Raw genomic sequence first — 23,218 nt, 5'->3', positions numbered from 1 at the left:
CTGCTCTCCGGTTTCATCAAAATAGTAATATGTACTGCCCTGCTGCAGCCAGCCGACGGTCAGTTTTCCATCTGCAGCCGCATGGCAGACACTCGTTCCGTTTTGATGAATGCATTCTGATACATGCCGCCCCAGTCCTTGAAATAGTACCAGTCACCGTCGATCTGTTTTTTTCCGACAGCCATCTTTCCGTTCTCATCGGCATAGTAAAGTGCACTTCCTGTCGGTGCTTTGAAAAAGGTGCTGCGGTACATGCCGCCCCAGCTTCGGAAATAATACCAGGTTCCATCCTGCAGCAGCCAGCCGGTCGTCATCTTTCCATCCGTATCAACATGATAAATATTATTTTTATGCGTCAGAAAGGTGTTTTGTGCCATGCCGCCCCAGCTTCGGAAGTAATACCAGATCCCGTCAATCTGTTCGAACCCGGATGCCATTTTTCCATCCGCATCAACATAATACGTATTCTTGTCATACTCAAAAAAACGATTCCGGTACATCGCGCCCTGATCATCAAAATAATAATACACATCATCGATCAGTTTCCAGCCGGTCGCCATTTTTCCGTCCGCATCAGAATAATACGGTACATTTTTCACGGTGTAAAAGGCATCCCGGTAAACACCGCCCCAGCTTTGGAAATAATACCAGGCTCCATCAAGTTTTTTCCAGCCGACCGCCATTTTTCCGTCATTATTCAGGTAGTAACGGTTCTTGTCGTACTCTCTCCAGGCTCCTTTGACAATGGTACCATCCGGATCCTTAAAATACCAGATCCCGTTCTCATTCACCCATGGGTAATAGCTTCCAGCCTGCACGGATACCGCCGTCTCTTCGGGATTTCCGCTCTGTACTTCTGCCGCCGGAAGATCCGAGGCGGCATTTTCCGCTGTCGAATCCGGCGTCTCCGTTTCTGTCATCTCCGGCGTATTTTCGTCTGTGGTTTCCGCCTCCGATGTTTCTTCTGTTTCTTCCTGTGTAACAGCAGAAGCCTCATTTACCAGACTCTGCTCTGTGCCTGCTCCAAATACGTTCGCAGCACTGACAGCGGTTGTCACGCAGGTTGCCGCCAGTACTCCCCTGATTACTTTATTTTTCATTATTTATTCTTCTCTCCCTGCAAAAACAGGCAAAGCCTGCTGTGTGCTCTGCCTGTTTTAAAATTCTGCTCCTGCTTTATCTTATTTCAAAAACGCCCGAACAGTCTCCGGCATCTGATCTACATCACACTCTGTCGTATGAAGCACCGGTGCAGTACGGATTTCTTCGATCGCACGCGGAATCTCGGTATTGGCAAGTGCAGACAGCTTGTCTACCTGCTCCAGTACTGGAAGGGTGTCATACTCCGGTGCAATCGCTGCAAGAACGCTGCTTGTAAATTTATACGGGCTTGCGGTAGATGCGATGACGGTCTTAGTTTCGTCATAGGTTTCCTCGCGGTATTTTCCGTATACAGCCGCTGCAACCGCGGTATGGGTATCAATCACATATCCGGTATCGCTGTACAGTTTTGCAATCGCGTCTGCTGTCTCCTGTTCGGATGCATAATTGCCGTAGAAGTCTGCCAGCTCTTTTTTCATCGCATCGGTGATCTCATATTTTCCGTCCTTTGCAAGATCCTGCATCAGCTCGCGGTCTGCTGCTTCGCTGTTTCCGGCGATGCGGTAGATCAGACGCTCCAGATTGCTCGAGATCAGGATATCCATGGACGGTGATGTTGTCAGAATAAAGTCTCTGTTTCTGTCGTAAACGCCGGTGCGGAAGAAGTCAAACAGAACTTTGTTCTCATTGGAAGCGCAGATCAGTTTTGCGATCGGCAGTCCCATCTGTTTTGCATAGAATGCAGCGAGAATATTTCCGAAGTTTCCGGTCGGAACGGTTACATTGATCTTTTCTCCGTCTGCAATCTCTCCGTTTTTCACCAGGTTTGCGTAAGCATATACGTAGTAGACGACCTGCGGAACGAGTCTTCCGATGTTGATCGAGTTTGCAGAGCTGAACTGGAAACCTTTATCTGCCAGCTCTTTTCCAAGCTCTTTGTCGTTAAACATTTTCTTCACGCCGGTCTGTGCGTCGTCGAAGTTTCCGTGGATGGCAACAACGTGGGTATTTTTGCCCTTCTGTGTTACCATCTGTTTTTCCTGAATCGGGCTTACGCCGTTCTTCGGGTAAAATACAATAATTCTGGTGCCCGGCACATCTGCAAAGCCTGCCATTGCTGCTTTTCCGGTATCTCCCGATGTAGCAGTTAAGATGACGATCTCATTTTTCACGCCGTTTTTCTTTGCGGCGGTCGTCATCAGATGCGGCAGAATGGAAAGTGCCATGTCCTTGAACGCGATCGTTGCGCCGTGGAACAGCTCCAGATAGTAAACACCGTCTGCTTTTGTCAGCGGTGCAATTTCCTCTGTGTCAAATTTTGCATCGTATGCGTTTGCAATACAGTTTTTCAGTTCATCTTCTGTAAAGTCGGTAAGAAAACGGCTCATTACCTCGTATGCCACTTCCTGATAGCTCATAGCCGCAAGTTTTTCCATGGGAACATCCAGTGCTGGAATGGAGGTCGGTACAAATAATCCGCCGTCGTCGGACAGACCCTTTAAGATTGCCTGGGATGCAGTTACGGTTTCTCCATTGCCTCTGGTACTTTTGTATAATACTTCCATGCTCTTTCTCTCCTTCACTTTGACTCCCGGCAGAGCCTCTCTAACTCCCGGCCGGATACGTTTCAGATTAGTTTTACCTGTACGCTTCCTCTTATTATAATGGATGAAGTATGAAAAAACAACAAAAATATACAAAAAATGACTGTGCACAAAAATGCACAGCCATTTTCCACCATTCTGCCAAAATATTTTTTGTCAGAATGTATGATTTAATTTTCGTCGGACTCCTCCGTTTTTGCTTCGCCGTCTTCTAACGCCGGAGCTTCCCTTTCTGTCTCCTCGAGTGCGAGTGCCTCTTCCTCTTTTTCCGCATTCTCTGCGATTTTATCTTCCGCCCAGGTCACAAACGCTGCCGCGTCTCCGATTTCAAAGCGTTTCTTATCGAGAAAGGTGCTTCTGCCTCCGATGGTGATGCGGATAAAGTTGTCAAACTCCGTCACCTTTGTCAGCTCTTCGAGCGGAATATCAGTGCTTCTGCCCTCTTTTTCGTATGTCATTGTGAGCACCTGCTCAGTAAAACGAAGGGTACGTTCTCCAAGGAGTCCTCTCTTTTTGCATTTTTTCATCTGTGAACGTGCCATCAGATTCGGCAGAAACGTACACAGAAGTGCCATCAGAATGGAGATTCCAAGATTGAAGAAGTCTCCCGGCATGATAAATCCCCGCGCTGCTGCACCGTAGATCATAAAAGCGATCGCAGCCACAACAGCAATCCCTGTAATGATCCGCAGTACCAGACGTACTTTTTTTATCTCGGTGCCGTAAATCTCCACAAACATTCCTTTGGTGTATTCAATTTTGTTTTTAAACAGCATATGCTCTCTCTTTTCTTATCGGTTGTTGATTGCAGTTACCAGCGCGTCGATGGAAGCGCGGATGATATCCGGATCTACGCCTGCGCCCCAGGAAAGGATTCCGTCCGGCTTTTTGATGCCGACGTAGGCAATTGCCTGTGCACTTGAGCTCTGCTCCAGCGCGTGCTCCGTATAGCTGACCAGATCATACTGCAGATTGTACTGCTGTTTCAGCGCGTTGCTGACAGCATTCAGACGGCCGTTTCCTTCTGCATATACAGTTGCATACTCACCGCCCTCGTAATTGGAGGTAACCTGTGCTTCAATTCTGCCCTCATCGAGCTGTTTAAAGTGAACGCCGTTGATGTTGTACGGTGTCGTTACGTTCTCGAAGGTATCTTTAAAGAGTTCAAAGATCTCATCCGGACGCAGCTCTTTATGCAGATGATCGGAAACGGATTTTGCGGTATAGCTCATAGCCTCGCGCATCTTCGCCGGCAGATTCAGGCCGTATTTCGTCTCCAGAATATAGCCGACACCGCCCTTTCCAGACTGGCTGTTGATGCGGATGACGTCTGCATCGTAGTTTCTTCCGATATCGGTCGGATCGATCGGCAGATACGGAACGGTCCAGGTATCCGGTGCTTTCTCCTCGATCCAGTGCATGCCTTTTGCGATCGCATCCTGATGGGAACCGGAGAAGGCTGCAAATACGAGAGATCCGCAATACGGGCTTCTCGGGTTGATGCTCATACCGGTGAAGGATTCAAATGCATGGCAGAGTTTCGGCATATCGGAGAAGTCAAGCTCCGGATCGACGCCCTGCATGTACATGTTCATGCCGACCGTGATAATATCCACGTTTCCGGTTCTCTCGCCGTTCCGAACAGCGTTCCCTCGATACGGTCTGCTCCGGCAAGGATACCCATCTCTGCATCGGAAACGCCGCAGCCGCGGTCATTGTGCGGATGAAGGGAAAGAACGACATTATCGCGGTATTTCAGGTTTTTGCTCATGTATTCCACCTGGCTTGCATAAACGTGCGGCATGGAAAGCTCCACGGTGCTCGGCAGGTTGATGATGGCTTTGCGGTCTGCAGTCGGCTGCCATACGTCGAGAACGGCGTTGCACACCTCAAGCGCATATTCCGGCTCGGTTCCGGTAAAGCTCTCCGGGCTGTACTCGAAGCGGTATTTCTCGCCGGCCTCTTCTGTCAGCTCTTTTAAGAGCTTCGCTCCCTCAACGGCGATTTTCAGGATGTCTTCTTTCGATTTTTTGAAGACCTGCTGACGCTGTGCATAGGAAGTGGAATTGTAAACGTGAACGATGGCATTCTTGCAGCCCTTTAATGCCTCGAAGGTCTTGCGGATGATATGCTCTCTCGCCTGGGTCAGAACCTGAACGGTTACGTCATCCGGGATCAGATCCTGCTCGATCAGGGTGCGAAGGAATTCGTACTCGGTCTCAGATGCTGCCGGGAAGCCGACCTCGATCTCTTTGAAACCAACCTCAACGAGGAGTTTGAAGAATTCTACCTTCTGCTCCAGGCTCATCGGAATTACAAGTGCCTGGTTTCCGTCACGAGGTCAACGCTGCACCATACCGGTGCTTTGTCAATGCTGTCTTTTTCTGCCCAGTCCATGCACGGAACCGGCGGCATATAATACTGTTTCTGATACTTCTTTGCATTCATCATGATTTTTTCCTCCCAGAAAGTGAAATATAATTTATTCTGCCGACATAAATTCGGGATGAAAGCATAAAAAAATCTCTCATCTTCTGTGTCGGCTTCTGACACAAGAGACGAAAGACTTGCTATCTTACGCGGTACCACTCCTGTTTTACAGAGATTTTCTCTGTACACTCTGCGGATACGGATGAAACATCTGCATATCCTGCCCTTCTAACGGTGGGTTTCCGTCTGCACCTACTCTTTTTATTCTAAATTTGGGAGCAGCGGCTCTGAGGTCAGTTCCACGGAATTCGTCTGCTGTTTCGCATCACCCAACAGCTTTCTGGATTCGGAAGCTCCATGTAGTATTCCTCTTCTTTGCCTTTTTCCTAACTTGGCTCTTATGTTACCATTTTTCTCCATCTCTGTCAAGCGCAAAACGCAGGATTCCGTAAAAATACACCCGCCGGAAAGGAGGCTCCGGCGGGTACTCTAACGCATGATTTCGTTGTTTTATTTGTTGTACTCTTCCAGGTATTTCTGGTAATCCTCTACCTGCTTTCCGTGGATTTCCTTGAGCTCATCCAGCTCATCCAGTGTAGTCGGAACAGCCAGTCCTAAGTTGTCCAGCCAGTCTTTCCGGATCCACAGAGTCTCACATGCCGGCTCTGCAACGTCGCCCGGGATACGGTAAATTCCGTTGTCTCCGGATGCATAGAACATAACGCCAGGATCTACGCTGTTGTAGTAGTCAACCATGTTGGTGTATTTCTTCATATACGGAGAAACATCCACCAGAAGGCCTGCGTCTACCCATTTCGTATAGTCAGCTTCCATGTTCCACCACCAGATGATGTCCGGTCGCTGTGTCTCATCGCCTATCAGAAGGGAAATTTTGGATGTTGCATCCGACCAGCCCGGCAGTGCGATGATATCGATATCCAGGTTGCAGCGGTCCTCCATCCATTTCTGCATTTCGCTCTCTCCCTTCCTTCCGGCGATATAATGCATTATTTTGCACCATTATTTTTTAATGTGTGATATTAACGAGGTTTTTATTCTTGCGTTTTTGTCATTTTCGTTCAGTTTAGCTTTCCTTAAATGCACTATTTTGCATTATTAATTAGTGTTTTTCTACATGGCATTTATGCACGAATTTGAATCATCGCAAAAAGGGAGCCGGAAACGCCCCGGCAGACGGTTTTTCTTCTCGTCCGCCGGGGCGTCCCTGGCTTTCTTTCTTTGTTCACTTTTTCCTGTTTTTTCTATTTCTTTCTATCCCTGGCGCTTGCACGAGGAACGGCGCACCACAACCTCCCCCGAAACGAGAATCCGCTCTTTCGGCGCTTCCGGGTGCTCCTCCCGCCATAAAAATTCATGCACCATACGGCGGCCAAGCCACTTCGTATCGACATGAACGGTTGAGAAGAACGGATACAGCATCCGGTCCTCATCATCATCAAATCCGGTCAGTGCCACATCCTCCGGCACGCGCACGCCGATTTTCCGGAAGGATTCTGTCAGTCTTTTGGCGATCATATCGTTGCCGCAGACAATCGCTTCCGGCAGTGTATCGTAGCTCGCCACAATCTTGTCAAAATTTTCCGGGTAATAAAAATGATCGCTCTCCATATCCGGACGAACAAGATCTGCCTCGATCGGAATGCCCGCCTGCTCCATCGCCGCAAGGAAACCGATATACCGGTCATGCATCGATTCATACGTACTGCTGTGTTCGCTCAGAAAGCCGATACGCGTCATGCCCTGTCCGATCAGATGGGACGTCAGAACACTCACCGGCTGCACACCGTCCACACGCACGATATCGCCCATCGGCCGCTGTTCGATACCGCAGTAATGGTCGAGCTGAAAAATGCGGTATCCCAGATTTACCAGTTTCTGCATATATTCCAGCGGCAGCATTTTAATGCAGAAGATCGCATCGATATTTTCATTCAGGCCGAGCGGCAGAATGCCGTTCTCCTCCTCCCGCTCCGTCACGACCGCAACGCGCGTCTGACAGTTATTGAGGCTCGCCTCCTCGGAGATGCCGCTCACGACACGGTCCCAATAAACAGCGGCATCCCGCGTACGCAGAACCATAATATTGTAATGCTTCTCCTGCGGTGCCCGAACTTCTTCCACATATACATTTTCGCCCAGATAGCCATTTCTTTTCGCCATCCGAAGAACTCTCTCCCGCGTCACCGGAGCTACCTTCGGATCATCCTTTAATGCCATGGCAACCGTATTCCGGGACAATCCCAGCTCCTTTGCCATACTCTGTATCGTTACTTTCCCCATAACTTCCTCCCTGTTTTTTCTGCGCAATTCATTTTTCTTCCGCACACGTCTTTGTCCGTAAGAAAAAAAGTGCCGTAAAACGACACTCTTACCGATCGGGGCAACAGGATTTGAACCTGCGACCTCACGGCCCCCAGCCGTGCGCGCTACCAAGCTACGCCATACCCCGTAATCATGTTTTCATTATACCAGCGAACTTCTGAAAAATCAATGTTATTTTTCCCTCTCCCGTTTCATTACATTTATTTCTTTATTTCGTGTCATATTCTCTTTTATTTTACTATATTGTCACTTTTTCTTTCTGAATATGTAATTTTTCGACGTTTTCCACGTATCATAAGTGAAAGGGGAAAATCGTATGCCATACAAACTTTCACCTCTGGCATGCCCGTCTGCAAAGACTATGTAAAAACTGAATAAAAGGAGACATCGTAATGGAAACTGAAATTTACTTTCTACTACACTCTTTAGGAATTGGTGCAAAATACCGCGGATTTCGCTATCTCGCCTATGGTATCGCTTTATGCATGGAAGACGAAGATTATCTCCTTCGGGTCAGCAAAACGCTGTACCCAAAGATCGCGCAAACGTTTCAGGTATCGTCCTCCTGCGTCGAACGAGACATCCGCACCGCTATTTCCGTCTGCTGGACCCGCGGAAACCGTGATCTGCTCTTTTCGCTTTCTGTGCATCCGGTTCTGACAAAACCGACCAATTCCGAATTTTTTGATATTTTAAGTTCTTATATCAAATACTACCGTGCTTTTCCTGCCTGTCGTCAGGAGGCATAAAAAAAACGAATACAGAAAAGATAACACTTCCGCGCCCTATCATATTGGGGGATATGCATGGCGCGGAAGTGTTTTTTCTATGATAAAACGATAGAACAAAAAAGGAGACTGCCCGCAAAGGCAGCCTCCCGATATGGATCATTTGACAGCAAACCGATTAGTTATTGATCAGTTTGTCCTCGTTGCTCCAGCTGTACAGTTTTCTGACTTCTTCTCCGACTTTCTCTGACGGATGCTCTGCAGCTTTTCTTCTCATTGCACGGAAGTGAGCCTGTCCGCCTGCTGGGGACATATCCAGAAGGAAGTCTTTTGCGAAAGTACCATCCTGGATATCGGAAAGGATCTTCTTCATGGTCTTCTTGGTTTCTTCTGTGATGATCTTCGGTCCGGTGATGTAATCGCCGTACTCGGCTGTGTTGGAGATGGAGTATCTCATTCCGGAGAATCCCGACTGATAGATCAGGTCTACGATCAGTTTCATCTCATGGATGCACTCGAAGTATGCGTTTCTTGGGTCGTATCCAGCCTCGCACAGAGTCTCAAATCCAGCCTGCATCAGGGCGCATACACCGCCGCAGAGAACTGCCTGCTCACCGAACAGGTCTGTTTCGGTCTCAGTTCTGAGGTTGTCTCCAGAAGACCAGCTCTTGCTCCGCCGATTCCAAGGCCGTAAGCCAGTGCTCTGTCCAGAGCTTTTCCGGTGTAATCCTGCTCAACAGCAACCAGGCAAGGAGTTCCTTTGCCAGCCTGATACTCGCTTCTTACTGTGTGGCCAGGTGCTTTCGGAGCGATCATAGCTACATCTACGTTCTTCGGAGGTACGATCTGTCCGAAGTGGATAGCGAAACCATGAGCGAACATCAGCATGTTGCCCTCTTCCAGGTTTGGCTCGATATCTTTTTTGTACATTGCAGCCTGTTTCTCATCGTTGATCAGGATCATGATGATATCAGCCTGTTTTGCAGCCTCAGCAGCGGTGTATACTTTGAATCCCTGTGCCTCTGCTTTTGCCCAGGATTTGCTGCCTTCATAAAGTCCAATAATAACATCACAGCCGGAATCTTTCAGGTTCAGTGCATGAGCATGTCCCTGGCTTCCGTAGCCGATAATTGCGATTTTTTTGCCTTCCAGTAAAGAGAGATTACAATCTTCCTGATAAAAAAGTCTTGCTGCCATTTTATTTTCCTCCATAATATATAGAATGTCTTGACCGGCGGCAGGTCGGTCAATTTATACAGCGAAAAGCATTTCTGCCTTTTGCTGTTTGTCAGGGAAATGAACTTTTCTATACAAAAATTTCATTCCTCCAGCAAACGTATGTAATGTGATCTGCGTTAATCGAGGTAACGCACATCGTGGGCTCCTCTGGAGAGTCCTGTCACTCCTGTTCTGGCCAGTTCCAGGATTTCGTATCCCTGTACCAGATTCAGGAACCCTTCGAGCTTTGACTGGTTTCCGGTCAGCTCTACAATCAGGCTTTCCTGTCCCACATCCACGATTCTTCCACGGAAGACATCGGAGATGGCGATGACATTGCGGCGTTCATTTTCATTCACACGGATTTTGACCAGCATCAGCTCTCGTCTGACACTCTCGTCCGGCTTCAGCTCTTTGATATCCCGCACATCGACAAGTTTTGCCAGCTGTTTTTTGATCTGCTCCAGAATCATTTCATCACTGCAGTACAGAACAACAGTCATTCTTGTGTATCGCGGGTCTGCTGTCACACCGGCGGTGATCGTCTCGATATTGTATCCGCGTCGGCTGAAAAGACCAGCTACTCTGCTTAAAAGTCCCGGCGTATTATCCACCAGCAGGGATAATGTTCTTTTCTGTTCCATAAACACCAACTTTCCTCCATCCGCAGGCGCCGCGGATTTTCAGCAATTTCTTACAACTTCCAACGCCTTATCCAATATATTAGCAACTTATCCTCACTTTGTCAACAAAAATTTTACCAAATTATTCTTTTGAGCAAAAATCTTTTGCCTCCTGTGGTTCCCATTTGCATACCTTCCGGTCATACGTAAGGATGCCGTTCGACTCCTCCTCGACATCGGTAAGCTGTGTGTAGACTGCTGCGGCAAGTCCCTGTTCTGTGAGTTCTCTTATCTTTTCTGCCAGTGCATTCATCGCTTTCTGGTACTGTGTCTGGTTCTGGTACGTGCGGTAGCCGAACGATTTTTCGGAGTAGAGATGCTCCTGTACCGGATACGTATAGCCGCCGTATTCAGAAAAAGCAAACGCGCGCTCCTCCGGTTTTACTTTTAACGGACGAAAGTAATTGTGAAGGCTCTTGATGTCCCCCGCTCCCTGATCGTACCAGCCGCTCGCGTGGTCGATCTGCCGCGTCGGATCGAGAGCGCGCACCATTTCTGTCATCTCCCTGGCATCAAACTGTCCCCATCCCTCGTTGAACAGAACCCAGAGCGACACGCACGGTGCATTGTAAAGCTGATGAACCGTCTCGCGGCACTCCCGCTTCCACCACTCTCTTCCCGTTTTTGAGGTCCGCGAAAAGAGCGGATAACAGTTATCCCTGAATTCCGTTGTCACAAACGGCAGTACGGTCGGAAGGTACAAAAGGAACGTCTGAATCGACCGGCCGCCGCCGTTGATCATATCCTGCCACACCAGCATACCGATATGGTCGCAGTGGGAATACCATCTTGCGCACTCAACTTTCAGGTGTTTCCGGATCATATTGAAACCGAGGCGTTTGGCCGTCTTAATGTCATAAACCATCGCCTCATCGGACGGCGGCGTGTAGAAGCTTTCCGGCCAATAACCCTGGTCGAGGACACCGTTCTGGAAATACGGCTTTCCGTTTAAGAGAAGACGCGTGATTCCTTTCTCATCTTTTCCAATGCCGAATTTGCGCATGCCGAAATAACTCTCGATGCGGTCTTCTCCCGCTTCAATGGAAACCCCATAGAGATGCGGATGTTCCGGGCTCCAGCCTGCAAAATTACCGAGAATCAGCTCCGCCTCGTTTTCTCTCGTCTCCCGGACGCAGATCACCTTCGCATCCGGCGCTTCGCTCTCCCGCACCGTAATTTTTTTCGTCAGTCCCGCATCCGGTCCGTTGAGGAAAACCCGTACTTTTACGCTCGCCGTATCATATTCCGGCGTGATCACGATGCGTTCCAGATACGTCTCCGGCACCCATTCCATCCAGACGCTCTGCCAGATGCCGCTCTGCGCGGTGTAAAACATGCCGCCCGGGGTAAGGCTCTGCTTTCCGCGGCCCTTCCAGTCCGTGTCCGTCTCATCGCGCACCTTGACGGCAAGCTCGTTCTCTCCCGTTTTGAGATACGGCGTAAGATCCACTGAAAAAGAAAGATACCCGCCGAGATGGCCTCCGGCACGCTTTCCGTTGCAGTAAATTACCGCATCCTGATCCACGGCGCCGAACTGCAGCAGCAGCCGTTTTCCGGCAGGAATTTTGGGAAGCTGAATCGTGCGGAAGTACCACAGATATTCTTTTGGAAGCAGCTGCCGCTTCACGCCGGACGCATCGCACTCCGGGGAAAACGGAACGAGAATTTTTCCGTCCCGCTGTTTTGGCATTTTCTGCGTTTCCGTGAACGCATACTCCCACCATCCGTTCAGATTTGTCCAGTTTTCCCGGCGCATCTGCGGACGCGGATATTCCGGAAACGGGAGCTCTTCTTCCGGATTTTTCCCAAATTCCGTAGAAAGGCGGAATTTTTTTCCTTCCTTTTTTCCAATCTGTAATGCTTTGACCGCATTTTTGAAGTCCATTCTTTTCCCTCTTTTTCTGATTTTTATGATTGATAAAAGCGTGCCCGTACAAAATCCCGGACACGCTTTTGGTGTACTGAAAATCAAAGCGGATATTCACAATCCGGTTAGATAAACGCCAGCGTTTTCATCAGATACAGCCAGAACGTCAGCGTAAAGGCACTGCCGCACGTTGTGAGCATAACGGTGTTTGCCGTCAGACTTCCCTCATGACCCATATTTTTCGCCATGATAAAACTGCTCACCGTCGTTGCGGAACCCAGCATCACAAGGATTGCCACCAATTTTTCCTGACGGAAGCCAAGTATCACGGCGATCGGCAGAAAGACAGCTGCAAGACCGACCAGCTTAATCGCAGCTGCAGCAATCGACGGCCGGATATTCTTTGCCGCGCTCTTTGCCTCAAACGACGCCCCCATCGCAATCAGGCCGAGCGGCGTTGCAAGTACCGCAATATTCTGCACCGTTTTCTGCAGAATCACCGGCTTTGGAATGCGAAGCACCGACCAGAGAAGTCCTGCAGCGATCCCGAGGATAATCGGGTTTGTCACGATATTTTTCGCCGTCTTTTTCACAAAATCTGCCGTGATCTCCTCCCGTTCCGGACGGAATACTGCAAGAACGACAACCGCCATGATATTATACAGCGGCACACTGCTGATGATCATCAGCGGCGCCATGCCGGAATTTCCGTAGATATTCTGGATAAAGGCAATACCAAGGATCGCCGCACTGCTCCGGTACGCCGCCTGGATAAATTCGCCTCTTGCACTTCTCTCTTTTAAGAGATGGGAAAGTCCCCATACCGCAAGAATTGAGAGCAGTGTTGCAAAGAAGCAGAACAGAACGAATTTGATATCCCACACAGCGGAGAAATCAGAATCCGACAGGTCCTGGAACAGCAGCACCGGGAGTGCGATTTTAAACACAAATTTGTTCATTTTGCTTGTGAACGATTCGTCCAGAATACCAACCTTTCGAAAGAAAAGTCCCAAAATCATTGTCAGGAAGATCGGCATCGTCGCGTTCAGGCTGAAGATCAGATTACTCATACCAGTGTTTTTCCTGCCAGTACATTTTTATAATCTTCGTAGTTCTCTTCGAGAAGCTTCGGCGTATTCAGACCGTAGGGACATTTCTTCATGCAGGCGCCGCAGTGGAGACAACCTCGATTTTCTTCATCATCGCCTGGCCGCGCTCGGTGAGCTGGTTGGCGGACGGGGAACGGCGCAGAAGCAGGCTCATGCGCGCGCAGGTGTTAATCTCAATGCCTGCCGGACATGGCATACAGTAACCGCAGCCGCGGCAGAAGTTGCCGGAGAGCTCTTTCTGGTCTTTCTCGATGATCGTCTTGATTTCATCCGTCATGGCAGGCGGACAGGCAATGTAGCTTAAGAACTCGTCCAGCTCTTTTTCTCTCTGGACGCCCCAGATCGGAAGCACGTTGTCGTACTGATCTTCAAAAGCATATGCAGCCGCGGAGTTTGTGATCAGCCCGCCCGAGAGCGCTTTCATTGCGATAAAGCCGATATTTTTCTCTTTGCATCCCTGTACCAGTGCTTTCTCACGGTCCGTTGCCAGATAGCAGAACGGGAACTGCAGCGTCTCATAAAGACCGGACTCAATGATCTCCTCTGCCACGCTCATGCGGTGGTTCGTGATACCGATGTGGCGGATTTTTCCCTGTGCTTTTGCTTCCAGCATCGCCTCATACAGGCCGGTTCCATCTCCCGGCTTAGGACAGAAGGACGGATTGTGGAACTGATAGATATCGATGTAATCCGTCTTCAAAAGGGAAAGGCTTGTCTCCAGATCCTTCCAGAAGCCCTCCACATCCTTTGCCATCGTCTTCGTAGAGATAAAGACCTTCTCACGCATTTCCTCAAACGCTGCGCCTAATTTTTCCTCGCTGTCGCTGTAGGCACGCGCGGTATCAAAAAAGCGGATGCCTCCGTCATACGCTTTGCGCAGCAGATAAACAGCGTCTTCTTTCGTGACACGCTGTACCGGCAGCGCGCCGAAGCCGTTCTTGTTTACACAGATTCCTGTACTTCCCAGTGTTACCATGGACATACTTATGTTCCTCCTTTTTCGCTTTCATTGTTTCAACTCATAGTCGGTATTTCACGGAGTCTGACATATCGAAAATAGTTCGACTGTGACTTGCATCATGTCAGTGGAGAATACCGATTTCTCTCCGCCCGCCACTGCCGTTATGTTTCTTTTAGCAATTCATCCCACCGCTTCAGAAACGGGGGACTTCTTGTCTACTGGTGTTAAAATCCGTTATTTCTATAGTATCACACTTTCTGTCAGACGGCAAACGCGATTTAAAGAGGCAGGCACAAAGGGAAATACTTTCCTTTTATGTCTGCCTCTGAATATCATTTTTTATTTTACTTCTTTATAAAAGTTTACGCAGTCCGACGGATCATAATAGATTTTATTATCCGCAAGCAGCGTGGAAACACCGTTCTGTACTTCGATGATGCTGACCGCACAGTTGTACGGCACGCCGCCGTGCCAGAAGTCGTTCTTGTCTTCATAGACATTGCGCAGCAGCGCACGCATGCAGCAGCCGTGGGTGGCGATCAGGATCGTCTTGTCCTGGAGCTCCGGTTTCGCAGTCAGCTCATGATAGAACGCTTCTGCCCGGTCGCAGACTCCTGGATCGTCTCTCCGTCTCCCGCCGGGCGGAAGTGGAACGGATCTCTGTAAAAATCGTCGAAGTGTTCAGACGGAATCTCAAAATTGTTTGCCCGGCATCCAAGCCCTTCCCAGGAGCCAAAGGAAAGCTCCATCAGGCGGTCGTCGGTCGTAAGCGGCACATTTCTGCCCGCAAGGACGAGCTCTGCCGTGTGCTTTGCGCGGCGCAGTGGACTGGAAATTCCAAGGTCAAACGGGATATTTTTCAGTCCTTCCGCCGTCACTTTCGCCAGACGGACACCGTTCTCATTCAGCTCGGTGTCCGTCTGGCCCTGCAGTCTGCCTTCTACGTTCCACGCGGTTTCACCGTGGCGCATGATATAAAGTTTCATAAAAATCAGCCTCTCAGTTCGATGTTGAACTCATTCTGCAGTTTCTTGCAGATCTTCTCGACAAATTTCTGTACTTTTTCGAAGTCAAATGCTTCTTCCTTCGGTGCAAAGGTGACGGTGAACGCCATGCTCTTCTTGCCTTCCGGAATCTGGCCGCCCTCGTAAACATCGAACAGACGGATCTCTTTTACGTATTTGTTTGCCTCACGGATACAGTTCTCTACATCGCCGCAGCTGATGTTTTTGTCCATGACAAATGCCAGGTCACGTTTCTCCTCCTGGAATTTGGAGATCGGCTGGAAGGTGCGTTTTTTGCCGTACCATCTGGAGAGCTCTTTTAAGTCAAGCTCCATGATGTAAGCGGAAGTACGCATGCTCAGCTCGTTCTGGATATCGTATGCTGCTTTTCCGAAGTATCCGATTTCTGTACCCTCGCAGAGTACTTTCACTGCCTGATACGGATGCAGGAAGGATTTCTGAACCGGCTCGTAGGTGAACTCAATGTCCATGCTCTCGGCGATGGTGTTGGCGATGCCCTTCATAGTGAAGAAGCTCTCGTTGTTTCCGAAGGTTCCGACGCAGAGAACTTTTCTCTCATCCGGGTAGGATGTCAGCGGCAGGGACTCCGGAATGTAGATGCTTGCTACCTCGAACAGTCTTCCTTCAAGGGTGCCCTGTTTCTCATTTCTGGAAATGGCATTCAGCATGGAGCTGCCAGTGTGGTACGCATCAGGGACAGATCCTGGTTGATCGGGTTGATGATCTCGATGGCATTTCTCTCTTTTGCATCTGCCGGCAGTTTCAAGAGATCCAGATCTGCAGGGGAGAAGAAGGAGTAATGCATGCACTCGTAGATACCCATGGTGCATAAGGTATTCTTCAGTGCCAGCTCGCCTTTCTGCTCTTCATTGTAGCCGCCCATCGTTACCTGTGCAGCGGAAAGGAAGGTATCGGTTACGTGATCGTAGCCGTACATACGGATGACTTCCTCTGCCACGTCCGGATAGCGCTCGACATCGTTCTCTCCCTCCGGCAGCATATCCTCACGGTAAGCCGGAACCTGGATGGTCAGCTCATCGCCGTTGATTTCCGGTGCAAAGTTCAGGTTTTTCATAATGCGGAGAATCTCTGCTTCCGGAACTTCGATACCGAGTACGCCGTTTACTTTGCTGACACTGACGGTCATCGGAGTCGGATCGATGGAGTTTCCGGTGTTCACATCGAAATGGGTACGGGAAACTTTACCGCAGCCAAGCTCTTCCATCAGATGCAGCGCACGTTTCATACCAAGTACGGTTGAATACTCGTCCACGCCTTTCTCATATCTTGCACTGGCATCCGTCGCTTTTCCAAGCGCACGGGCTGTCTTTCTGACGTTGTCGCGTGCGAATTTTGCGGACTCAAACATAACAGCCTCTGTCGTGTCGCGGATCTCGGAGTTTAAGCCTCCCATGACACCGGCAAGTGCAACCGGTTTTACGCCGTCGCAGATCACGAGGTTGTTCTCATTCATTGTGTATTCCTGCTCATCGAGGGTCACAATCTTTTCATTTTCTTTTGCTCTTCTGACACAGATTTCATTGCCTTCCAGATAAGAGCAGTCAAAAGCATGCATCGGCTGGCCGATCTCTTTTAAGACGTAGTTTGTGATATCAACCACGTTGGAGATCGCGGACATGCCGACGAGTGCCAGACGGCGTTTCATCCATGCCGGGGACTCTCCGATTTTTACGTCATATACGTAATGAGCGCTGTAACGCGGGCAGAGTTCCGGAGCTTCCACGCGGACAGAGAAGCCTTCTTTTTCCACATCCGTCTCGGTGTAATCGGTTGCCGGCATTTTTAAAGGTTTTTCCAGCATCGCCGATACTTCTCTTGCGATACCGAGGATACTCTGGCAGTCCGGTCTGTTTGCAGTCAGGGAGATATCAAAGATCCAGTCGTCAAGACCTGTCAGCTCTTTGACATCTGCGCCAAGCTCGGCATCTTCCGGCAGAACAAGCAGTCCGTTGTAGCCTGCGCCCGGGTACAGATCCTCGGTAAGGCCGAGCTCCACGCCGGAGCAGAGCATTCCGCAGGACTCATATCCTCTTAATTTTCCTTTTTTGATGGTCATAACACCCTCGATGGTCTTATGATCTTTTGCTGTTGCATAAACAGAAGCGCCAGGAAGGGCAACCGGGAATTTTCCGCCGGTGTGCACGTTGTCTGCGCCGCAGCAGATCTGCATGGCGCCGTGTTCTCCTGCATTTACCTGGCACACATGAAGATGGGTCTCCGGGATCGGCTCGCAGCCCTCCACCAGACCGACAACAACGTTGCTGATGTCTTTTCCCACCTGATAACGCTCTTCTACTTCAAAACCGCCGTCGAACAGTTTTTTCTCCAGTTCTTCCGGGGTAACATCGATATCTACATATTCTTTCAGCCAACTTAACGGTACTAACATATTAAACCTCCAAATTCAAACTGTTTCGTCTTTATTTCTCGTTAATCTGATTTAAAACCCGCAGATCGGAACCGAATAACAGTTTGATGTTGTTGATTCCGTATTTCAGCATGGCGATACGCTCCAGGCCGATGCCAAAAGCGAAGCCGCTGTACTCTTCTGAATCAATGCCGCAGTTCTCCAGCACGCGTTTGTTTACGATACCTGCTCCAAGGACCTCGATCCAGCCGGTTCCCTTGCAGAGGCTGCATCCTTTTCCGCCGCAGGCGAAGCAGCTGCAGTCTACCTCAACGGACGGCTCCGTGAACGGGAAGTAAGATGGACGAAGACGTGTTGTCGTTCCCTCGCCGTAGATCTTCTGTACGAGTACGTCGAGCATTCCTTTCAGGTCGCAGAGGGTGATGTTTTTGTCGACAACGAGTCCCTCCATCTGATGGAACATCGGAGAATGGGTTGCGTCGTCATCAGACCGAAAAACACGTCCCGGGGAAAGGATCTTGATCGGCGGCTTTTTGTTTTCCATGACATGAATCTGGCCTGCCGATGTCTGGGTACGAAGCAGGAATTCCGGGGAGAGATAGAAGGTATCCTGCATATCTCTTGCCGGGTGATCCTGTGGTGTATTCAGTGCAGTAAAGTTGTAGTAATCGGTCTCGATTTCTCTTCCCTCGTATACCTCAAAGCCCATGCCTGCAAAGATGTCGATGAGCTGTTTGCGGATCAAGGTAACCGGATGAAGGTTTCCGATCGCTGTCTCTTCTGCCGGAAGGGTCAGGTCGATTTTCTCGGACTCATATTTCTTCTGCAGCTCGCGCTCTTTCATCTCCTCTTCCACTTTCTGGAAGCGGCCAAGCGCCCACTCTTTTAACTCATTGACGGATTTACCGTAGTTTGCGCGCTCTTCCGGGGCAATGTTTTTCATTTCTTTCATCAGCCCGCTGATCTTACTTTTCTTTCCTTCCAGATACTCGCTCTTAAATTCATACAGTTCTTTGGAGCTTTTCAGCTCTTCCAGTCCATTTTCAATCTTCTGTTTTAATTCAGACAGATGGCCGGTTAATACACTTTTTTCCTGCATTTGACTCTCCTACTTTCTTTTTCTTGCTTGTTTGATGGTAAATGTGAAAAACAGTCAGATACCCCGCTGCAAACAGCGGAGCATCTGATTTTCGTGGCAGTCGCCAAATATCCATGCAAGCATGGCTGTCTGGCTCGTTGCTCACAAAAAAAGACCCCGCCCCACAAAGGGACGAGATCTGAAATTTCGCGGTACCACCCTGATTTCTGCAGATACTTCCTGCAGACACTCATAACCGGTGCTGTAACGTACACCAAACGTCTGTCCCTACTTGCATTTCCAGTATCCTGCTATACGTTCCGGACATCTGCTCCAATGCGAAATTTGAAATATTCCTGAACCTGAAGGAGCTTGCAGCCGATGACTCCCTCTCTCTGGCGGAAAAAATATTTCTCTGAACATCTTCACAGCATTTTTCCTGTTAGATTATTTATAAAACTTTCATAAACAATATTTATTGTACCGTCTTGACCCCCGGATGTCAAGCCATTATTTTCCCGCTTCTTTATTCGTCTCTTTATTTTCCATAAAATGCTCGATCGCCGCATTCTGCAGTTTCCGCAGTTTATCCTCAAAATACGCGTTGATCTCCGCGCCGATCAGAAGGATCCACATGCAGAAATACATCCAGATCATGATAAACACGATCATCGTCAGACTGCCGTACATATTGGACGCCGCAAGCGCGATGTCGAGGTACATGGAAAATGCAAGGGAAAAAATAGACCAGGCAAGGGATGAGATCAGTGCGCCCGGGCACTGGCTCTTAAAGCTCGCCTTCCGGTTCGGAATGCATTTATACAGCACCAGGAACAGAACCGCCAGCACGCCTGTCGTAATCAGGGTACGCATGCCCATGATAGAGGATGTCACGCGCGCCACCATCGGCAGATGTTCCGTCAGCTTATTCTGAATGCGGGTTCCGAAGACCAGAAGCACCAGACTGGTGAGGAATGCAGCGACAAATATTAAGGTATATGCCATGCCCCGCAGCCGGTTGATGATGTAATTACGTGTCTCTGTTACGTGATAAATGCTGTTCAGCCCGTTTGTCAGCGCCGCAATGCCCTTTCCCGCCGACCACAGCGTTGTGATGATCGTAATCGGCATATAGGCAACGGACTGATAAAAGATCTCATTTACAATACCGCCCACGTAGCTCTGGAACTCCGTGGGCAGCATATTGATCAGAACGCTGTAAACATCGTCGCGTGTCAGCGGCGTATATTTTACAAGCGTAACGACCAGAAGAACAAACGGAATAAAGGAAAGAAGAATGAAATACGCACTCTGCGCTGCATAAGCACCGACATGGTCCTCATTCAGGCGCTTCATAAAACCGCGGATTGTTTTTATCATCTGGCAAAACCGCCTTTTCTTTGTTTTCGTGAATCTGTCCCATTCTTGCACATATATCGTACTTCAGGATAGCCTACAAAGCATATCATACTTTTCTTTCCTTCGCAAGGGATTTAATTCCATTTCCGGTAATACCATGCGTAACCGCGTGCCGGAACCGGAACGCCGCGCAGAACACGTTTCTCGCCGGTAAACAGATCCTTCCAGGTGAACTCACCCATATTGATCCAGGCCGTGCGGTCTTCATTGCTGAAGTTAAAGAGACCTGTTACCATCTCATTGCCGGATTTTCTGCAGACACAGAGAAGCGCCGTATCATACGTTTCCTCAGTCCAGACATCCGCCTCACCCTCAAACGGACGGTATTTGAATTTCAGCTCCTCCATCTTTTTCATCGAAGCAAAAATCTGATTCTGAACCGTTCCTTTTTTCTCCTTCTGGGGCTCCAGATCCCAGCGGAAGTGGCCGCGGTGCAGATAACGGCTGTCGGCTGCGCGGTCAGAATCTTCACTCTCTTTGTAGGAATAATCGTTGACCTGGCCGATCTCATCGCCGCTGTAGATAACCGGAATACCAGACTGGATGAAAAGGTATGCGTTCAGCATCTCAATTCTCTGGATCGCCTGTTCGGTCTTCGCCTCATTCTGCTCAAAGCCTGCCGCCTCAAGACCGCAGAGAGAAGCCGTCGTTCCGCAGAGACGCGCATCCTGCAGAACAGGATCGTCGTTGTAGAGTTCTCCTCTTGCATCGCTTCCCTCCACATAGCCGCGGAAGTAATCATTCAGATATTTTTTATGCGGTGCCTCGGCGATGCCGAACTGTTTCAGCCATTCGTAATCGAGGCCCCAGCCGATATCATCGTGGCATCTCAGATAGTTCAGGAAGACATAATCCTTCGGCAGTCTCGTCACAATATCCATCTGATGTTTCAGCAGGCGGGTATCTGCCGTTGCAATGGTGTGCCAGGTGGATGCCATCGTCGTTACGTTGTACAGCATATGGCACTCCGGTTTTTCCAGAGTTCCGAAGTACGGAACAACCTTTTCCGGCTCCATGACAACCTCGCCGAGCAGCAGAACGCCCGGGCAGACGATCTCGGTGATCATACGCATCATGCGGACAATGGTATGTACCTGCGGCAGGTTACGGCAGGTGGTGCCGATCTGTTTCCAGATGTATGGAACGGCATCGATGCGGACGATATCGATTCCCTGGTTGACGAGATAGAGCATGTTGTTGACCATCTCATTGAAGACAACCGGGTTCGCATAGTTCAGATCCCACTGGTACGGGTAGAATGTTGTCATGACAAATTTGTGACAGTCCTCTCTCCATGTAAAGTTGCCCGGTGCCGTTGTCGGGAATACCTGCGGGCAGGTTTTCTCATATTCGGACGGAATGTCGTAGTTATCGAAAAAGAAGTAGCGGTCCTGATACTCTTTTTCTCCGGCAAGTGCACGTCTGGCCCACTCATGATCCTCGGAAGTGTGGTTCATAACGAAATCCATGCAGAGACTCATGCCCTGGTCGTGGCATTTTTCAGAGAGTGCAGCCAGATCCTCCATCGTTCCAAGGGACGGCTGTACGGTACGGTAATCGGCAACGGCATAGCCGCCGTCACTCTTTCCTTTCGGAGTGGCAAGGAACGGCATCAGGTGCAGATAATTCACGTTGCACGCTTTTAAGTAATCCAGCTTCTCCTCAAGGCCGCTGATGTTGTCTGCGAATGCATCGATGTACAGCATCATGCCGAGCATTTTCTGGCTCTTATACCAGTTCTTCTGTTTTTCTCTCTTACGGTCGAGTGCTTTCCATTTTTTATTCCGCTCTTTGTACCACTGCTCCATGCTCGCACAGAGCTCTTCAAATCTTCCCTGTCCGTTTGGATACAGCTCGCAGTAGAGCCATTTCAGCTCATCATAGTGTTTCTCGAGTCTTCTCTGATATTCCACTGTCATGTTGTTCGTTCTCCTTTATCTTATTCTTTATCCTGTCACAGCGTTCCGGCAACGGAAAATCTGTGTTACGTTTCTTTCACTTGCAGTATACCGTTGCCGCAATTATATGTCAACCGTTTACATACTGTATTTTTCAACAAATTTCAGCCTTTTTCTTTGTCTTTTTTTACCATTTTCTGTCTATCGTTTACTTTCTGGAACAGAAAAAGACTCCGCAGCTTATTTTTTCCGCGGAGTCTCTCTCTTTTTTTCTGTTTCACGCCGAACCACGCACCACAAGGCTCACCGGCATGGTCGTCACATTCGGCACCATCTCTCCCTTTCTTCTCCGATCGATATACGCAATGGAAAGCTCCGACATTTCCTCAATCGGCTGATGAATCGTCGTGATGGAAGGCGTGGTAATCCCGGCGATCACAGTGTCATCAAACCCGACAACTTTAATATCCTCCGGCACCCGTTTTCCCATGGCGTAAAGGCGCTGGAGTACCTGTGCGGCAATCAGGTCACTGCTTGCAAAAATGCCGTCCGTCTCCGGGTGCTCCAGAAGGCCCTTTTCAATATAGGATTCATAGTGCATGGAGCCGTAGCTTAAGCGGTCACTCAAAAGAACTTCCCCTTCAATCCCCCGCTCCCGGCAGACACGCAGGAATCCATCCGCACGCCGGTCCGCCGGCATATCTCTTCCGACGATTCCGCCGAAATGAAGCAGATGGCGGCAGCCGCAGTCCGCAAGATGCGATGCTGCAAGCGCTCCTCCCTGCTCGTTGTCACACTGGATCGTAATGGCCTCCGTATTTTCCTCTCGCTCGAAATTGACGATCGGAATTTTCAGATCATGAAACTTTTCAATCTGCACATCGCGGCTTGCCATCACAACGCCGGTTACACGGTTGGAGATGAACATATCGAGATATTCGGTTTCTTTCTCCGGCTGATCTTTCGAGTTGCAGAGCAGAATCTTGTAGCCCCGCTTTGCCGCCGCGCTCTCGAGTGCACTGATCATTTTACTGAAAAACGGGTGCGAGATGTGCGGAACGATAACCCCGATCGTATTGGAATGCGCTTTTGCCAGGGAACGCGCCAGCTCATTCGGCTGGTAATTCATCTCCTGCATCGCCTGCGTTACTTTTTTTCTTGTCTCTTCACTGATGTATCCGCGGTTGTTGATCACGCGGGAAACCGTCGTCGCCGTAACGCCGGCACGTGCGCTATGTCCTTGATTGTCGCCATGTTTCTCTCCTCGTCATTTTCTAACTGTTTTTTGCTTTCGCCCATTATAGCACAAAAAATCTGTTTTCGGTGATTTTTTAAAAAAGGGAACGGCAGTCGCCGATTTTCGAT

At 49.3% G+C, this 23,218-nt stretch carries 15 protein-coding genes, 1 tRNA gene, 5 pseudogenes and 2 other annotated features; of the genes and pseudogenes, 1 reads left to right on the top strand and 20 read right to left on the bottom strand.

What is annotated here, in order from left to right; translation table 11 throughout:
• Nucleotides 1–6: 6 nt before the first annotated feature.
• The 8 genes and pseudogenes from DW965_RS22490 to DW965_RS06355 form a co-directional block, all read right to left on the bottom strand.
• Nucleotides 7–63, bottom strand: a pseudogene (locus tag DW965_RS22490) (hypothetical protein); the annotation flags it as partial.
• Entirely contained in the window at nucleotides 60–1,100 is a 1,041-nt protein-coding gene (locus DW965_RS06385; protein ID WP_119198157.1) for a hypothetical protein, read from the bottom strand. The pseudogene DW965_RS22490 and the gene DW965_RS06385, both read right to left, overlap by 4 nt.
• Nucleotides 1,101–1,181: 81 nt before the next feature.
• Nucleotides 1,182–2,666 (bottom strand): threonine synthase, encoded by a 1,485-nt coding sequence (thrC, locus tag DW965_RS06380; RefSeq protein ID WP_117760348.1) that lies wholly within the window; start codon nucleotides 2,664–2,666, stop codon nucleotides 1,182–1,184.
• A gap of 209 nt (nucleotides 2,667–2,875) precedes the next feature.
• Nucleotides 2,876–3,481 carry a hypothetical protein gene (locus DW965_RS06375; protein WP_055218094.1) on the bottom strand — a complete coding sequence of 202 codons (606 nt, stop codon included), beginning with the start codon at nucleotides 3,479–3,481 and terminating at the stop codon, nucleotides 2,876–2,878.
• A 15-nt stretch (nucleotides 3,482–3,496) separates the two neighbouring features.
• Nucleotides 3,497–5,156: pseudogene (locus DW965_RS22060) on the bottom strand (2-isopropylmalate synthase).
• A gap of 100 nt (nucleotides 5,157–5,256) precedes the next feature.
• Nucleotides 5,257–5,520 (bottom strand) — a binding site (T-box leader).
• Between the two features lie 125 nt (nucleotides 5,521–5,645).
• A complete protein-coding gene (locus DW965_RS06365; protein WP_055226437.1) occupies nucleotides 5,646–6,107 on the bottom strand; it encodes an extracellular solute-binding protein in 462 nt (153 codons plus the stop codon).
• 300 nt (nucleotides 6,108–6,407) lie between these two features.
• Nucleotides 6,408–7,436: a LacI family DNA-binding transcriptional regulator gene (locus tag DW965_RS06360; protein WP_055218100.1), complete on the bottom strand. Its 1,029-nt coding sequence runs from the start codon at nucleotides 7,434–7,436 to the stop codon at nucleotides 6,408–6,410.
• Between the two features lie 95 nt (nucleotides 7,437–7,531).
• Nucleotides 7,532–7,605 (bottom strand) — tRNA-Pro (locus DW965_RS06355).
• Between the two features lie 265 nt (nucleotides 7,606–7,870).
• Between DW965_RS06355 and DW965_RS06350 the strand changes: the two genes are divergently transcribed.
• The gene (locus tag DW965_RS06350; protein WP_022462283.1) at nucleotides 7,871–8,227 is read left to right on the top strand and encodes a sporulation initiation factor Spo0A C-terminal domain-containing protein; all 357 of its coding nucleotides are present in this window, start codon (nucleotides 7,871–7,873) and stop codon (nucleotides 8,225–8,227) included.
• A 157-nt stretch (nucleotides 8,228–8,384) separates the two neighbouring features.
• Here DW965_RS06350 and ilvC read toward each other — a convergent pair.
• From ilvC to DW965_RS06295, 12 genes and pseudogenes are all read right to left on the bottom strand, one after another.
• A pseudogene (gene ilvC, locus DW965_RS22055) lies at nucleotides 8,385–9,403 on the bottom strand (ketol-acid reductoisomerase).
• Nucleotides 9,404–9,561: 158 nt separating this feature from the next.
• Nucleotides 9,562–10,068, bottom strand: coding sequence for an acetolactate synthase small subunit (ilvN, locus tag DW965_RS06340; RefSeq protein ID WP_022462281.1), 507 nt, complete (start codon nucleotides 10,066–10,068; stop codon nucleotides 9,562–9,564).
• A 121-nt stretch (nucleotides 10,069–10,189) separates the two neighbouring features.
• Nucleotides 10,190–11,992 (bottom strand): glycoside hydrolase family 2 protein, encoded by a 1,803-nt coding sequence (locus tag DW965_RS06335; protein ID WP_117804051.1) that lies wholly within the window; start codon nucleotides 11,990–11,992, stop codon nucleotides 10,190–10,192.
• A 107-nt stretch (nucleotides 11,993–12,099) separates the two neighbouring features.
• Entirely contained in the window at nucleotides 12,100–13,044 is a 945-nt protein-coding gene (locus tag DW965_RS06330) for an AEC family transporter (protein ID WP_022462279.1), read from the bottom strand.
• A pseudogene (locus DW965_RS06325) lies at nucleotides 13,041–14,065 on the bottom strand (aldo/keto reductase). Before DW965_RS06325 ends, DW965_RS06330 begins: the two are co-directional and overlap by 4 nt.
• Before the next feature lie 318 nt (nucleotides 14,066–14,383).
• Nucleotides 14,384–15,015, bottom strand: a pseudogene (locus DW965_RS06320) (histidine phosphatase family protein).
• A 20-nt stretch (nucleotides 15,016–15,035) separates the two neighbouring features.
• Entirely contained in the window at nucleotides 15,036–15,737 is a 702-nt protein-coding gene (locus tag DW965_RS20990; protein ID WP_330420960.1) for a hypothetical protein, read from the bottom strand.
• The gene (pheT, locus tag DW965_RS06315) at nucleotides 15,731–17,479 is read right to left on the bottom strand and encodes a phenylalanine--tRNA ligase subunit beta (RefSeq protein ID WP_330420959.1); all 1,749 of its coding nucleotides are present in this window, start codon (nucleotides 17,477–17,479) and stop codon (nucleotides 15,731–15,733) included. Before pheT ends, DW965_RS20990 begins: the two co-directional genes overlap by 7 nt.
• Nucleotides 17,480–17,510: 31 nt before the next feature.
• Entirely contained in the window at nucleotides 17,511–18,557 is a 1,047-nt protein-coding gene (pheS, locus tag DW965_RS06310; protein WP_022461828.1) for a phenylalanine--tRNA ligase subunit alpha, read from the bottom strand.
• A gap of 164 nt (nucleotides 18,558–18,721) precedes the next feature.
• Nucleotides 18,722–18,974: a binding site (T-box leader), on the bottom strand.
• Nucleotides 18,975–19,046: 72 nt separating this feature from the next.
• Nucleotides 19,047–19,916: a YihY/virulence factor BrkB family protein gene (locus DW965_RS06305; protein WP_117812879.1), complete on the bottom strand. Its 870-nt coding sequence runs from the start codon at nucleotides 19,914–19,916 to the stop codon at nucleotides 19,047–19,049.
• 113 nt (nucleotides 19,917–20,029) lie between these two features.
• Nucleotides 20,030–21,874 carry an alpha-amylase family protein gene (locus DW965_RS06300; RefSeq protein ID WP_119198156.1) on the bottom strand — a complete coding sequence of 615 codons (1,845 nt, stop codon included), beginning with the start codon at nucleotides 21,872–21,874 and terminating at the stop codon, nucleotides 20,030–20,032.
• Nucleotides 21,875–22,130: 256 nt separating this feature from the next.
• A complete protein-coding gene (locus tag DW965_RS06295; protein WP_243036461.1) occupies nucleotides 22,131–23,048 on the bottom strand; it encodes a LacI family DNA-binding transcriptional regulator in 918 nt (305 codons plus the stop codon).
• Nucleotides 23,049–23,218: the final 170 nt, after the last annotated feature.

Source organism: Blautia sp. AM47-4, assembly GCF_003479865.1.
Lineage (GTDB): Bacteria > Bacillota > Clostridia > Lachnospirales > Lachnospiraceae > Fusicatenibacter > Fusicatenibacter saccharivorans.
The sequence above is the reverse complement of the archived record's forward strand: the minus strand, read 5'-3'. Positions and strand labels throughout refer to the sequence as shown.